Source organism: Kitasatospora sp. NPDC056446 (assembly GCF_042796115.1).
In the GTDB taxonomy this organism is placed as follows: Bacteria; Actinomycetota; Actinomycetes; order Streptomycetales; family Streptomycetaceae; genus Kitasatospora.
Map to the genome: position 1 here is coordinate 1 of NZ_JBHTRF010000026.1, position 12,848 is coordinate 12,848.

Below are 12,848 nucleotides of genomic sequence, written 5' to 3' on the forward strand. Positions count from 1 at the left end.
CCTCTGGTGTCGCGCCAAACTTCGCCACCCAACACGACCCGTGGGGTGTCGGGCTGGGCCCGCGGGGGCCGCCCGGGGGGGGGCGGGGGGCCCCCCCCGACAGGGAGCAGGAGCAGGTGATGAACCCCGCCAACCGTTACGCCCTCACCTTCCCCGGCACCCCCGGCACCCAGGCCCCGCAGGACGTCGTCGTGGTGACCCGGACCAGCGCGACCGGCCCGGGCGGCCACCCGGTGTACGAGGACGAGAGCGGCATCGTCCGGGCCGAGATCAGTGACGCGGGCGAGGTCCGGATGCTCGCCAGCGGAGGCCACCAGTCCCCGCACCTGCCGGTCCACGCCCACCCGCTGCCGTGACGCGGCCCCGCACCGGCGTGGCGCCGCTCCGCGCCGCCGTGACGGAGCGGTGTACCGCCGTCACCGCTCGTAGTGCTGGCCGCGGCGATCGTCCGTCGGGCACAATCACCCCATGACCACAGCGAGTTGGCAGGGCGTCGTGATCGCCGAGAGCGCGGACACCGTCGTCGTCGAGGGCAACCACTACTTCCCGGCCGAGTCGGTCCGGACGGAGTACCTGCGGCCCTCCGCGACCACCACGGTGTGCGGCTGGAAGGGCACCGCGGGCTACTACAGCCTGGAGGTCGACGGGCGGACCAACCCCGACGCCGCCTGGTTCTACGCGGACCCGAAGCCCGAGGCCGAGCAGGTGCGCGGCCGGGTGGCGTTCTGGCACGGGGTGGAGGTCACCGAGCCGGCGGAGGTCACCGAGCCGGCGGAGGTCACCGACTAGCGACCGGGCCGAAGGGGTACGAGTCCCCCATGGCAGTCTTCCGCAGGCCGGGGCGCTCCGGACCGGCCCCCGAACCGGACCTGGGCGCACAGCTCGCCGAACTGGTCGAGGAGTCCGAGCAGCCCGTCGGCAGGGGCCCGCTCGCCGCCTACGCGGCGAAGCAGGGCGGTCGCGGCCGGGCCGTGGTGGTGCACGCCGCCCGGCTGCTCGGCAACGGCGGGCGGGCCGCCGCCCGGGGAGCGGCCCGGGGCGCCGCGTACGGCGGCAAGGCCCTCACCGAGCAGCTGGTGCAGGCGGCCCCGCGGATCCCGGTGCGCGACCTCGCCACCCTGCGGGCCCAGCACCCGGGCGCGGCCTCCCCGGAGCAGCTGGCGGACCTGCTGGTCACCGGCGCCGTCCGGGCCTCCGGCGCGCTGGGCGCGGGCGTGGGCGCGGCGGCCATGATGCCGGTGCCGCCCGCGATGCCGGTGGAGATCGCGGCCGAGACGCTCGCCGTGGCGGCCGTGGAGATCAAGCTGATCGCCGAGTTGCACGAGGTCTACGGCACCCCGGCGCAGGGCACCGCCGGCCGGCGGGCCGGGGCCTACCTCGGCGCCTGGGCCAACCGGCGCGGGATCGACGCCTCGCTGCTGGTGCGGCCGGCCGGCTTCGCCGCGCTGGCGATCAGCGCGGAGGTGCGCCAGCAGGTGCGCCGCCGCCTCACCCGCAGCTCGCTGCGCCACCTGCCGTCGGTGACCCCGCTGCTGATCGGCGCGGGCCTCGGCGCCACCATGAACCGGCGCGACACCCGCCGACTGGCCGGGGAGGTCCGGGAGGACCTGCGCTCCCGCCGCCCGGCGGACCGCGCCTACTGGGCCGCGGCCGCGCCGGTGCTGAAGGGCGAGGCGGTGACGAAGGGCGGACCGTCGCGGGAGGACGGGTCTCCCTCCTGAGCTCTTACGGAGCCGCCGGCGGGGCGACCGCGCCCCGGCCCGCCTTCACACCGTTCACCATCGCCTGGTGGATCGCCCGGGCGGTGGTCTCGTCGGCGGCCGGCACCGGACTGCCGGACACGGTGTACCAGTCCAGCGCGCCGGTGTACTGCACGGTCAGCCGTGTCTCGCCGTCCACCCACGTGGTGTGCACGGTGAGGTCGCCGGAGATCGGGCCGACCTCGGTGGTGGTGACCCCTCCGGGGCCGCTGATGATCGACTGCGTGGTCCAGGTCGCCCACGACGCGCGCGGGTCCGCGGGCGGCCGGGCCTGCTGATGGCCTTGGTCGTGTTCGGTCATGCGCCTATCCTCCCCCGCCGGTGAGTCGCCACCCGGGCAGCGACACCTGCGGTCGCGGCGACCGCCCGGTTCCACCGGGCGGTCGAGTCGGTACGGCGGACGGTCAGTCGAGCCGGCCGGATTCGTCCAGCATGGGGTCGCCCTCCGCCTGTGAGGTGTCCTGTGCGTGCAGGTTCTGCATCGAGGTGATGCCCTCCTCGGGATCCGCGGCGCGGACGTCCTCGTCGCGGTCGGCGCTCACCTCGGACCGTTCGCTCATGTCGGTCATCGCGGGCTCCGTCTCCTCGGCCGGCCCGGGCGCGCCGGGTCTGCGGCGCGGCGGGACCGGGTGTCTGTCGCCCCTCCAGCCTGCCCCGGCCCCGGCCCCGGGGCCAGTCGGGTGACCTGCCCGCAGGCCCTGGGGCCGGGCCGGTGCCCGGATGACCGACCGAGCGCGGCTACCAGGTCACGGGCAGTGACCGCATGCCGTAGATGAACGATTCCGTGCGGAACGCCAGCTCGCCGCGCGGGACGGTCAGCCGCAGCCCGGGCAGCCGGCGGAACAGGGTGGCCAGGGCGATCTGGAGTTCGGCGCGGGCCAGCGGCTGGCCGAGGCACTGGTGCACGCCGAAGCCGAAGGCCATGTGGCGCCGGGCGTCCCGGTCCAGGTCCAGGTCGTCGACGGGGAGCCGGTCGGCGTCGCCGAACACGGACTCGTCCCGGTTGGCGGTGGAGATCATCGCGATCACGCCCTCCCCGGCCCTGATGGTCGTGCCGCTCAGCTCCACGTCCTCCAGCGCCACCCGGGGCAGCCCGGTGTGCACGATGGTGAGGTGGCGCAGCAGTTCCTCCACCGCGCCGGGCACCGCGGCCGGGTCGGCCAGCCTGGCGGCCTGCTCGGGCCGGTCCAGGAGCATGGCGGCGGAGAGCGAGATCATGTTCGCGGTGGTCTCGTGCCCGGCTATCAGCAGCAGGATGCCGGTGCTGGCGACGTCGTGCGGGGTCAGGTCGTCCCGGACGGCGAGCCGGCTGAGGATGTCGTCCTCCGGCTGGTCGCGCTTGCGGGTCGCCAGCCCGCGCAGGTAGTCCAGCAGCTCGTCCTGGGCCTCGGTGAGCTGCTCCAGGGTGCTCGTGTTGGTGAGCAGTGTCCGGCTGACGCTCTGGAAGAAGTCGCGGTCCTCGTACGGGACGCCGAGCAGCTGGCAGATGACCAGGGAGGGCACCGGCAGTGCGAAGTCGGCGACCAGGTCGGCCTCCGTGCGGCCGTCGGTCATCCGGTCCAGCGCCTCGTCGACGATCTGCTGGACGGCCGGGCGGATCGCCTCGACCCGCTTGACCAGGAAGTCCCCGGTGACCATCCGGCGCAGCCGGGCGTGCTCGGGGTCGTCCAGCCGCAGGAAGCTCGGGTTCTTGGCGATCAGCTCCCGCCGGCCGGCGACCAGCAGCGGGAAGTTCGGGTGACGCACGTCCGCGCTGAACCGGCGGTCGGACAGGATGGTGCGGACGTCCGCGTAGCCGGTGGCCAGCCAGCAGGGCTCGCCCCCGGGCAGGTCGGCGCGGACGAGGGGAGCGGTGGCGGCGGCCTCGGTGTACGCGGGCGGCGGGCCGAACGGGCAGCCGGCGGAGTGCGGGGCCGGCACCGGGACGGCGGGGGCGGTGGGCGTGCTGGTCACGGTGGGGTCTCCTTACGTGGCGTTGTTCTCCGGTGGGGGCGTGCGTGATCGACGGTCGGTCGACCGGGAGGGCCTGAGAGCGGGGCGGTCAGGCGCCGGCCCTTCCGACGGCTTCCTCCCCGCCGGCCCCGGCGGCCCCGTCCCCGTCGCTGGCGGGCCCGTCCTCGCTGACGGTGATCGCGCCGCCCGGGCAGAGCTGGGCGGCCAGCCGCAGGTCGGCGAACTGGTCGGGCCGGTAGCTGGTCTGACGGAGTCTCACAAGACTGTCCTGGTCGTCCTGGTCGAATACCTCGGGGACGTTCAGGACGCACATTCCGGAGCTGCAGCAGCGGTCCCGGTCGACGTTCACCCGCATGGTCGGGCACCTTTCGCCAGTGCCGCCGGCTGCCCGGCGGCCGCCTCTCGTTGCCATTGCCAACCTAACCGCCGCTGCTCCGTCCACGGAGGGTGCGGTACCGGGATCGTCGAGAATGGCCGATTCGGTGCGCGCCGCAACGCCCTTGCGGCACAGGAGGTTTGAATCGACGTTACTCCGGCTGGAGCCGGACTCACAGCCCTTCGCCGGCGGCGAGCTCCCGGACGGTCGCCACGGTGTCGGCCTCGGCGGCGTCCTTGTCCGGCCGGTAGCGCACCACCCGGGCGAACCGCAGGGCCAGGCCGGCCGGGTAGCGGGAGCTGCGCTGCAGACCGTCGAAGGCGATCTCGACCACCAGGTCGGGGCGGACCCGTACCGTCCGCTCGTCCCGCCCGGTCTCCCGGGCCAGCAGTTCGGCGGTCTGCCAGGCGAGCGTCACGTCGGTGAGCCCCTTGAAGGTCTTGCCGAGCATCACCCACGGGCCGAGCCCCGGATCGCCCGCCGCCCGGGCGCCCAGGTGCAGGTTGCTGAGGAACCCGCGCCGGCGCCCGCTGCCCCACTCGGCGGCCAGCACCACCAGGTCGAGGGTGTGCCGGGGCTTCACCTTGATCCAGCCGATACCGCGCCGCCCGGCCGCGTACGGGGCCGCGGGGTCCTTGACCAGCACGCCCTCCTGGCCGCGAGCGAGGGCGTCGCGGAAGAAGGCCAGCGCGTGTGCACGGTCCCCGGTCTCGGTGCGCACCACCCGCAGGTCCGGCGGCACCGCGTCGGTCAGCGCGGCCCAGCGCTCCCGGCCCGGCCGGTCCACCAGGTCCTCGCCGTCCCGGTGCAGCAGGTCGAAGAAGCGGACGCTCAGCGGGACTTCGGCCCGCAGACGTTCGGGATCCCGGTGGGAGGCGGTGCGCGCGGCGGTCTCCTGGAACGGACGCGGCCGCCCGTGGGGGCCGAGCGCGATCGCCTCGCCGTCCAGCACCGCCGACCGCAGCGGCAGCGCCAGCGCGGCCTCGACCACCTCGGGGACGCGCGCGGTGATGTCGTCCAGGCTCCGGGTGAACACCGCGACCCCGGCACCGTCCCGGTGCACCTGCACCCGGATCCCGTCCAGCTTCCACTCCAGCGCGGCCGGTCCGGTGCGTTCCAGCGCCGAGGCCACGTCCGGCGCGGCGGCGGCCAGCATCGGCCGGACCGGCCGCCCCACCTCCAGCCGGAACGCGGCCAGCGCCGGCTCCCCGCCGGCCAGTGCCGCCTCCGCCACCGCGCGGGCCGACCCCCGGAACATCAGCGCCCGCCGCACCGCCGCCGCCGGCACCCCCGCCGCCTGTGCCACGGCGTCCCCGACCACCGCGTCCGACGCGCCCTGCCGCAGGTCCCCGACCAGCACCGCCCGCAGGAAGTCCTGCTCAACCCCGGTCGCCCGGGCGAACAGCCCGTGCAGCAGCCGCCGCCGCTCCGCCTGCGCCCCGGCCCCGTGCACCCCGGCGATCCGCTCCAGCTCCCGCTCCACCTCGCGCACCCCGAGCGAGGCCTCCGGCGCGGGCCCCGGCAGGCCCCGCAGCGCCGCCGGTCCGATCCCGGTCCGCAACCGCTGCGACTCGCCGGACAGCAGCGCCACCGCCGCCGGGGCCTCCACCGCCCCCGCCTCCCGCAGGCACCCGGCCAGCAACGCGGTCTTCGCCCGCCGCCCCGGTTCCGCCGCGACCGCTCGCGACGCCAGGGCCAACCGCCGCAACCCCGTCACCTCGCCACCTCCTCCGTCCTCAGCATCCGCCCCGGCCCCGGCCCCCGCACGGCCGAGGGCGGCCCGCGGCCGGTCCGGCGGTGCCCGTGGCCCTCGGCGCCGTCGCCTCGTGCCGTCGCCTCGCGCGGTCGGCGGTGCGCGGCGGCCTTCCAGTGCCGGAGTGGACTGCGGGGCTGTCGATCTTGGCCGGGGTGGTGATCGGTCCCGGGCCGACCGGGCGTCATGCTGAGGGCTCCCACCGCGCCCTGACCTTGAGGGAGACCGACATGAGCGACACCCCCACCGCCCGCTGGACCGTGGGCGCGCCCGAGGCCGGCGAGTTCGCCGCCTGGCGCGACCTCTTCCGCGGCTACTGCGAGTTCTACCGGGTGCCGTGCCCGGACGAGAAGGCGGAGCTGGTGTGGTCCTGGCTCACCGACCCGGACCACGAGCTGAACGGGCTGCTGGTCCGGGACGGCAACGGCCGGCCCGTCGGCCTCGCCCACTACCGGCCGTTCGCCCGGCCGCTGCACGGTGCCGTCGGCTGCTTCCTGGACGACCTGTTCGTCGCGCCCGAGGAGCGCGGCGGCGGGGCAGTGGACCGGCTGCTGGCCCGGCTGCGGGAGATCGCCGCCGAGCGCGGCTGGAACACGGTCCGGTGGATCACTTCCGAGACCAACTACCGGGCCCGTGCAAAATACGACCAGGTCGCAACTCGGACCGCGTTCCTCACCTACGACATGGCCCCGGACACCCCGACGCGCTGAAAACGTGACCGCACTGCCGGACATTCGTTCGGACTTTCTGTTATCGGCGCGTCGCCGGGGGGTCTCCCAGGTGTCGGCACCCGACCAGCCGACCCGGAACAGAAAGCGTGACCACGTGAACAGCGACGACAGGACGACCATCCTCCCGGCGAGCGGCGGCGACGCGGACGCGGGCGGCGCCCACGGCCGGTCGGGTGGCCGGGCGGCGCGGCGGGCCGCCCGGCGGCACGGCGGCGAGGGCCGTCGGGCGCGCCGGCGCGGCGGGCTGGTGCCGGTCGTCGCGGTCGTGACGGCCGTGGCCGGGACCGGCCTGATCGCCGCGCTGGCGGGCGCCGGGTACGCGGCGTACGGCGGCAAGCAGACCGACCGGGACGCCGCGGGCCAGGCGATGGCGGCCGACGCGCTGATCGCCGCCGAGATCGGCACGCACGAGGGCATCCAGGTCCCCGGCGCCGGGATGGCCGACCAGGCCGCGCCGCTGCCGCCCACCACCGGCCCGGCCGCCACCACCGCGCCCGCCACCCCGAGCGCCCCGGCCACGCCGACCGCCACCGGCACGCCGTCCCCGACGGCGCCGGCCACCACGGCCCCGGTCCCCACCGCCTCGGCCACCGCCGCCAAGGCGACCCCGGGCACCGACCGGACCACGGCCGCCGGCGCGGCCGGCGCCGCCCGGCGCCCCGCCACCGCGCCGCCCGCCCCGGTCGGCGGCGGCGCCGCCCCTTCGGACGCCCAGCAGGTCGTGGACCTGGTCAACGCCGAACGCGCCAAGGCCGGTTGCGGGCCGGTCACCGCCGAACCCCGGCTGGCCACCGCGGCCCAGGTGCACAGCGACGACATGGCCGACCGCAACTACTTCGACCACGCCAGCCCCGAGGGCTTCCACGCCGACCACCGGATCGAGGCCACCGGCTACCGCTGGAGCACCTGGGGCGAGAACATCGCCCGGGGCCAGAAGGACCCGGCCGCCGTGATGGACGCCTGGATGAACAGCCCCGGCCACCGGGCGAACATCCTGAACTGCTCGTTCAAGCAGCTCGGCGTGGGTGTGCGGACCGGCTCCGGCGGGCCGTGGTGGACCCAGGTGTTCGCCGCCCAGGGCTGATCCGCCCGGGGCGGCTCCGTTGAGGCCCGGCCCGGGCGGGCCCGCTCAGCCCGGGACCGGGCCCGGTCCGCCCGGACTCCGAGCCGGGCCGATTTTCCGATTCCGCGCACATTGTTGTTATCTGATCACTCCCCGCAGGTCTCCGAGGAGGCAGCGGCGGACGGATACACGGCAAGACGGAGTGCGGACCATGAACGCTGATGTGCAGAACAGGACCGGGAGCACCCTGGTGCTCGCGGCGCAGGCCGGCGACCGGCAGGCCCAGGAGGCGCTGGTCGCCGCCTGGCTGCCGCTCGTCTACAACGTGGCCGGCCGCGCCCTCGGCGGCCACGCCGACGTGGACGACGTCGCACAGGAGACCATGATCCGCGCCCTGGACGGGCTGGACGGGCTCCGCGACCCGGACTCCTTCCGCTCCTGGCTGGTCGCCATCACCATGAACCAGGTCCGGCGCCGCCACGCGGCCGGCCGGCAGCAGCCGACCGTCGGCGGGCTGGACGAGACCTGGGAGGTCGCCGACCCCAGGGGCGACTTCACCGACCTCACCATCCTGCGGCTCGGCCTCTCCGGCCAGCGGCGCGAGGTCGCCGAAGCGACCCGCTGGCTCGACCCCGACGACCGCGAACTGCTCGCCCTGTGGTGGCTGGAGGCGGCCGGTGAACTGACCCGCGCCGAACTGGCCGACACCCTCGACCTGAGCCCGCAGCACACCGCCGTCCGCGTCCAGCGGATGAAGAAGCAGCTGGAAGCCGGCCGGATCGTCGTCCGGGCCCTCGGCGCCTACCCTCGCTGCCCCGAACTGACCGAGCTCACCGCGGGGTTCGACGGCACGCCGGACTCGGTGTGGCGCAAGCGCATCGCCCGCCACATCCGCGGCTGCGCCGGCTGCGACGGCCTCGGCCGCGACCTCTTCCCGGCCGAAGGACTGCTGGCGGGCATGGCCCTGGTGCCGATCCCGCTCGACTCGCCCGTGCTGCTCCACTTCCAGCACACCGCGGCGGCCGCCGCCCAGAACGCGGCGGCCCAGAGCGCCGCCGCCGGAGCCGGTTCGGGAGCGGGGCCCGGTGCGCACGCCGGTGGTGCGCACGCCGGTGCGGGAGGCCCCGGCGGCTGGGCCGGCACCGCCGCGCGCAAGGCCGTCCTGGCGAGCGGCGCGGCCGCGGCGGTGGCCGTGACCACCCTCGCGCTGGTCTGGCCGCAGCCCGGCGAGCCGCCGCAGGCGACCGCACCGGAGCCGACCGCTCCCGCCGCCGCCCAGGACGTCCCGACCGTCGCCGCCGCACCCGTGGCGACCGTCCCGACACCCCTGGCCACGCCGACGCCGACGGACACCCCGACCCCGACGCCCACACCGACGCCTACCCCGACCCGCAGCATCACCGCGGCCCCGGTACCCAACCCGGAGCGTGCCCTGGTGGACCTGGTCAACGCCGAACGCCTCAAGGCCGGTTGCGCGCCGCTGCGGATCGACCCCCGGCTGCACACCTCCGCCCAGAAGCACGCGGACGACATGGCCACCCGGGGCTTCTTCGACCACGTCAACCCCGACGGTGTCCGCGCCGACGCCCGGATCACCGCCGCCGGCTACCGCTGGTCCCAGTGGGGCGAGAACCTCGACCGGGGCCCGACCACCCCGGCCGCCGTCTTCGCCCACTGGATGGACGGCGGGATCCACCAGTCCAACATGCTCGACTGCGGATTCAAGGACATCGGCGTCGGCGTCGCCACCGGCCCGACCGGCACCCCCTACTGGACCCAGGACCTCGGGGCACCGATGCCCTGAGGCCCTGGGTCCAGAGGTCCTGGCACCGCGGCCGCCCGCGGTGCCACTACGCGGGGGTGACCCCGACCAGCCCGCTCGCGGACCCGGTCACATAGCCCGTGGCATCGCCGACGACGCCACCCGCGTCACCGACCTGACCGGGCACCACGTCAGGTGCGCTGCTGAGCGGCCCGGGCAGCCCCTGCTGTCCGCCCACGGCACTGGCGTGCGCACTCGGTGCGGTGAGGGAGGCCACGACACCCACGGCGATCGAGGCAACGGCGAGCATGCTGCGCTTCTTCATGGCCGGTCCAACGAGGCTGGGCCGGAAGGGTTACGCGGGTCGGCCCGCACTGGGGGCGCCGGCGCCGGGCCGGACGCGCCGGCGCTGCTCCCGGGCGCGTTGGACGGCCCGCGCGCCGGCCGGGACTCAGCCGGACGGCGGGCGGGCCGTGGGAACCACCATGGCCCCACCCGCCCCGGACGGTCAGGGGCGCGCGCGGGGTGTCCGGACGCACACCGGTGCGCCGGGCGTGGAACAGCAGCCCCAGCGGCGCCGTCAGAGCGTCCCGGAGCCCCGGGCCACCCCCGCCCCGCCCGCCACCGACGCCCCGTCCTGCCGGGCCGCGGCCCCTGCCGCTCCCGCCGCCGTCACCGCCGCTACCGTCCAGTCCGGGTGCCCCGGCATCGGCGGTGTCCGCAGCCCGTACAGCCAGTCGTCGAGGAACCCGCCCAGGTCCGACCCGGACACCGCGGAGGCGGTGCGCACGTAGTCGGCGGTGCTGGCGTTCCCGTACCGGTGCTCGCTGAGGAAGGCGCGCTCGATCCGGTCGAAGGTGTCCCCGCCGACCTTCTCGCGCAGCGCGAACAGCACCAGCGCGCCGCCCAGGTACCGCTGGCTGTCGAAGAGGTGGTCGGCGGTCGGGAGGGCGACCGGCCCCGAGTCGTGCCGCCACTGGTCGCCGAGGCCGTAGACCCGGCGCATCCGGTCGGCCAGGGTGGTGAGGCCCCCGTCGTCGGGCCAGCCGCGCTCGTAGCGGTACAGCAGGCCGTAGTAGTCCGCGTGGCCCTCGTTGAGCCAGAGGTCGGACCACCTGGCCGGCGAGACGCTGTCGCCGAACCAGGAGTGGACCAGCTCGTGCATCATGTGCGAGCCGATCTCCGGTTCGGGCCGGCGCAGGAAGTTCGGCTTGTAGAGGGTCAGGGTCTGGGTCTCCAGACCGGTGAACGCGAACGCGTCCGGGGCGTCGGTGTCGACGGGCAGGAGGCCGTAGGTCTCGAACGGGAAGCGCCCCAGGTGGCCCTCGGCCCAGACGAGTTGGTCGGCGGTCAGGGCCAGCGCGGGTTCCAGGTCGGCCGCGCGGGAGGTCGGGACGACGTCGCGCAGCGGCAGGCCGTGCGGGCCGGTGCGTTCGCGGACGGTGTAGTCGCCGACCGAGACCTGCACCAGCTCGGTGGCCATCGGCTCGCGGGAGACGTACCGGCGGGTGGTGCGGCCGTCACCGAGGTGCTCGGTCCGTGTCAACTCGCCGTTGGCGACGCCCAGGAGGGCGTCCGGGGCGGTCACCGCGATGGTGAACCGGGCCTTGTCGCTCGGGTGGTCGTTGCACGGGAAGACGGTGTGCGCGCTGTCCGGCTGGCCGGCCACCGCGAAGCCGTCGGCGGTCGGCACCCAGCCCGTGTGCGGCAGCGCGGCCCGCGGATCGGCGGTGTACTCGACCGTCACCTCGCTGTCGGCGCCGCGGTGGAACGGCCGGGCCGGGGTGACGGTCAGCTTCTCGTCCCGCGTCGCGAACGCCGCCGGGCGCCCGTCGACCCGGACGGCGCGCACGGCCAGCCCGAGCGCGTCCAACTCCAGCCGGGCGAGCGGGCGGTCGGGCCGGACGGTGATGACGGCGGTGGCGTCCACCGTGCGGCGGTCGGCCCGGTAGTCGAAGGACAGGTCGTAGGCGAGGGCCCGGTACCCGGTGTTCCCGAGCGAGGGGAACACCGGATCGCCCAAGCCGTCGGCGGCACCGGCCGACGGAACGCTCGCGGACAGCAGGGCCGCACTGAGCACGAGCGACAGGACGAGACCGGCACGGGGCCTGGACAAGAGTGATCACCGCACTTCGGCAGCGGGAGCGGACACGGAATCCGCCGGAACAGGTGGACCGCGCACGGATGCTAGTGCACCGGCGGGCCGGAGCGGGCGCGATCCGGAGCAGCACCGGGGCAGCACCGGGGGGCCGGGGCGGGACCGGGGGCGCGACGACACTCCGCCGTCCCCCGGACGGCTCACGGTGATGGCGGAGCCCCCGGCCGCCGTCTAACGTCAGAGGTGCTTCGTCCCCTGACGGACGGAGCCACGGCCGCCGGAGCGCCTGGCCAGGTCCGGCGGCCGTACTTCCATGTCCGGGCCCACCCCGTAGGCTGGCGGCCTGACGCGCCGCCGAGACGACGCCGGCGAACCGGATGCCAGGAGCCGCCGTGACCAGCCCAGCCCCGTACGTCCTGGTGATCGGGGAGTGCGTCGCCGACATCGTCCGGACGGACGGCGCCCCGGACCGGGTGCACCCCGGCGGCAGCCCCGCGAACGTCGCGTACGGACTGGCGCGGCTGGGCCGCCCGGCCACGCTGCTCACCGAGCTGGGGCCGGACGCCAACGGCCGGCTGATCCGGGCGCACCTGGAGTCGGCCGGCGTACGGGTACGGGCGGCGGAGGTCGCCCGGACGCCCTCGGCGGTGGTCCGGCTGGACGGGCAGGGGCGGGCCCGCTACACCTTCGACATCGGCTGGACGCTCCCGCCCGGCGGCCCGGGTGCCCGGGACGACGCGGACCCTGCGGACCCGGGCGACGCGGCGGGGCCGCCCGCCGCGATCCACCTCGGGTCCATCGGCGCGGTCACCGAGCCCGGTGCGGCCTCGGTCCTGGCGCTGGTGGAGCGGTGGCGAGGACGGGCCCAGGTCAGCTACGACCCCAATGTGCGCCCGGCGCTGATGGGTGGGCGGGCCGGGGCGGTCCGCCGGGTCGAGCGCTGCGTGGCGCTGAGCGACCTGGTCAAGGCGAGTGACGAGGACCTGGCCTGGCTGTACCCGGGCGAGCGGCCCGAGGCGGTCGTGGAGCACTGGCTGGCCCTCGGCCCCTCGGTGGTGGCGGTGACCCTCGGCGCGGACGGCGCGTTCGCCCGTACCGCCGAGGGGGTGCGCGTCGAGGCCGCGGCCGTCCCGGTGGCGGTGGCGGACACGGTCGGCGCCGGGGACTCCTTCATGTCCGCCTTCCTGCACACCCGCGCGGGCGGCGCGGACCTCCCGACCTGTCTCGTCCACGCGGTGACGGCTGCGGCCCTGACCGTGGCCCGCCCGGGTGCCGTCCCGCCCTCGGCGGCCGAACTGGCGGCCGCCCTGGCGGACGGGCCGGAGCCCCGCACCGCCGCGGGCCCGGTGTAG

At 76.0% G+C, this 12,848-nt stretch carries 14 protein-coding genes; 7 read left to right on the top strand and 7 right to left on the bottom strand.

What is annotated here, in order from left to right; all coding sequences use genetic code 11:
* The first annotated feature begins 119 nt into the window (after positions 1-119).
* From ACFQ6N_RS18145 to ACFQ6N_RS18155, 3 genes are all read left to right on the top strand, one after another.
* Positions 120-356 carry a DUF6296 family protein gene (locus tag ACFQ6N_RS18145; protein ID WP_380650089.1) on the top strand — a complete coding sequence of 79 codons (237 nt, stop codon included), beginning with the start codon at positions 120-122 and terminating at the stop codon, positions 354-356.
* 112 nt (positions 357-468) lie between these two features.
* Positions 469-789 carry a DUF427 domain-containing protein gene (locus ACFQ6N_RS18150; RefSeq protein ID WP_380650090.1) on the top strand — a complete coding sequence of 107 codons (321 nt, stop codon included), beginning with the start codon at positions 469-471 and terminating at the stop codon, positions 787-789.
* Positions 790-818: 29 nt separating this feature from the next.
* Positions 819-1,721: a hypothetical protein gene (locus tag ACFQ6N_RS18155; protein ID WP_380650091.1), complete on the top strand. Its 903-nt coding sequence runs from the start codon at positions 819-821 to the stop codon at positions 1,719-1,721.
* 4 nt (positions 1,722-1,725) lie between these two features.
* On the opposite strand, the gene ACFQ6N_RS18160 is transcribed toward ACFQ6N_RS18155, so the two are convergent.
* From ACFQ6N_RS18160 to ACFQ6N_RS18180, 5 genes are all read right to left on the bottom strand, one after another.
* Positions 1,726-2,061 carry a hypothetical protein gene (locus ACFQ6N_RS18160; protein WP_380650092.1) on the bottom strand — a complete coding sequence of 112 codons (336 nt, stop codon included), beginning with the start codon at positions 2,059-2,061 and terminating at the stop codon, positions 1,726-1,728.
* A gap of 103 nt (positions 2,062-2,164) precedes the next feature.
* Positions 2,165-2,329, bottom strand: a complete 165-nt coding sequence (locus ACFQ6N_RS18165) for a hypothetical protein (protein WP_380650093.1) — start codon at positions 2,327-2,329, stop codon at positions 2,165-2,167.
* A gap of 169 nt (positions 2,330-2,498) precedes the next feature.
* Positions 2,499-3,713, bottom strand: a complete 1,215-nt coding sequence (locus tag ACFQ6N_RS18170) for a cytochrome P450 (protein ID WP_380650094.1) — start codon at positions 3,711-3,713, stop codon at positions 2,499-2,501.
* A gap of 88 nt (positions 3,714-3,801) precedes the next feature.
* The gene (locus ACFQ6N_RS18175; RefSeq protein ID WP_380650095.1) at positions 3,802-4,068 is read right to left on the bottom strand and encodes a ferredoxin; all 267 of its coding nucleotides are present in this window, start codon (positions 4,066-4,068) and stop codon (positions 3,802-3,804) included.
* 193 nt (positions 4,069-4,261) lie between these two features.
* A complete protein-coding gene (locus tag ACFQ6N_RS18180) occupies positions 4,262-5,806 on the bottom strand; it encodes an ATP-dependent DNA ligase (RefSeq protein WP_380650096.1) in 1,545 nt (514 codons plus the stop codon).
* Positions 5,807-6,072: 266 nt separating this feature from the next.
* On the opposite strand from ACFQ6N_RS18180, the gene ACFQ6N_RS18185 reads away from it, so the two are divergent.
* The 3 genes from ACFQ6N_RS18185 to ACFQ6N_RS18195 all read left to right on the top strand — a co-directional run bounded on the left by ACFQ6N_RS18185 (position 6,073) and on the right by ACFQ6N_RS18195 (position 9,440).
* Positions 6,073-6,552, top strand: coding sequence for a GNAT family N-acetyltransferase (locus ACFQ6N_RS18185; RefSeq protein WP_380650097.1), 480 nt, complete (start codon positions 6,073-6,075; stop codon positions 6,550-6,552).
* Between the two features lie 115 nt (positions 6,553-6,667).
* On the top strand, positions 6,668-7,657 hold the full coding sequence (locus ACFQ6N_RS18190) for a CAP domain-containing protein (protein WP_380650098.1): 990 nt from the start codon (positions 6,668-6,670) through the stop codon (positions 7,655-7,657).
* A 190-nt stretch (positions 7,658-7,847) separates the two neighbouring features.
* Complete coding sequence (locus ACFQ6N_RS18195) at positions 7,848-9,440, top strand: sigma-70 family RNA polymerase sigma factor (RefSeq protein WP_380650099.1); 1,593 nt, start codon at positions 7,848-7,850, stop codon at positions 9,438-9,440.
* A 46-nt stretch (positions 9,441-9,486) separates the two neighbouring features.
* Here the strand turns inward: ACFQ6N_RS18195 and ACFQ6N_RS18200 are convergent, their stop codons facing one another.
* Together ACFQ6N_RS18200 and ACFQ6N_RS18205 are read right to left on the bottom strand one after the other, a co-directional pair.
* Positions 9,487-9,723, bottom strand: a complete 237-nt coding sequence (locus ACFQ6N_RS18200; protein ID WP_380650100.1) for a hypothetical protein — start codon at positions 9,721-9,723, stop codon at positions 9,487-9,489.
* A 255-nt stretch (positions 9,724-9,978) separates the two neighbouring features.
* Positions 9,979-11,514 (bottom strand): M1 family metallopeptidase, encoded by a 1,536-nt coding sequence (locus ACFQ6N_RS18205; RefSeq protein WP_380650101.1) that lies wholly within the window; start codon positions 11,512-11,514, stop codon positions 9,979-9,981.
* 374 nt (positions 11,515-11,888) lie between these two features.
* Between ACFQ6N_RS18205 and ACFQ6N_RS18210 the strand changes: the two genes are divergently transcribed.
* Positions 11,889-12,848, top strand: a complete 960-nt coding sequence (locus ACFQ6N_RS18210) for a carbohydrate kinase (RefSeq protein WP_380650102.1) — start codon at positions 11,889-11,891, stop codon at positions 12,846-12,848.

Excerpts from the sequence above, each read along its gene's own strand:
- ACFQ6N_RS18145 (WP_380650089.1), top strand. The coding sequence starts at position 120 with ATGAACCCCGCCAACCGTTACGCCCTCACCTTCCCCGGCACCCCCGGC.
- ACFQ6N_RS18150 (WP_380650090.1), top strand. The coding sequence starts at position 469 with ATGACCACAGCGAGTTGGCAGGGCGTCGTGATCGCCGAGAGCGCGGAC.
- ACFQ6N_RS18155 (WP_380650091.1), top strand. The coding sequence starts at position 819 with ATGGCAGTCTTCCGCAGGCCGGGGCGCTCCGGACCGGCCCCCGAACCG.
- ACFQ6N_RS18160 (WP_380650092.1), bottom strand. The coding sequence starts at position 2,061 with ATGACCGAACACGACCAAGGCCATCAGCAGGCCCGGCCGCCCGCGGAC.
- ACFQ6N_RS18165 (WP_380650093.1), bottom strand. The coding sequence starts at position 2,329 with ATGACCGACATGAGCGAACGGTCCGAGGTGAGCGCCGACCGCGACGAG.
- ACFQ6N_RS18175 (WP_380650095.1), bottom strand. The coding sequence starts at position 4,068 with ATGCGGGTGAACGTCGACCGGGACCGCTGCTGCAGCTCCGGAATGTGC.
- ACFQ6N_RS18185 (WP_380650097.1), top strand. The coding sequence starts at position 6,073 with ATGAGCGACACCCCCACCGCCCGCTGGACCGTGGGCGCGCCCGAGGCC.
- ACFQ6N_RS18195 (WP_380650099.1), top strand. The coding sequence starts at position 7,848 with ATGAACGCTGATGTGCAGAACAGGACCGGGAGCACCCTGGTGCTCGCG.
- ACFQ6N_RS18200 (WP_380650100.1), bottom strand. The coding sequence starts at position 9,723 with ATGAAGAAGCGCAGCATGCTCGCCGTTGCCTCGATCGCCGTGGGTGTC.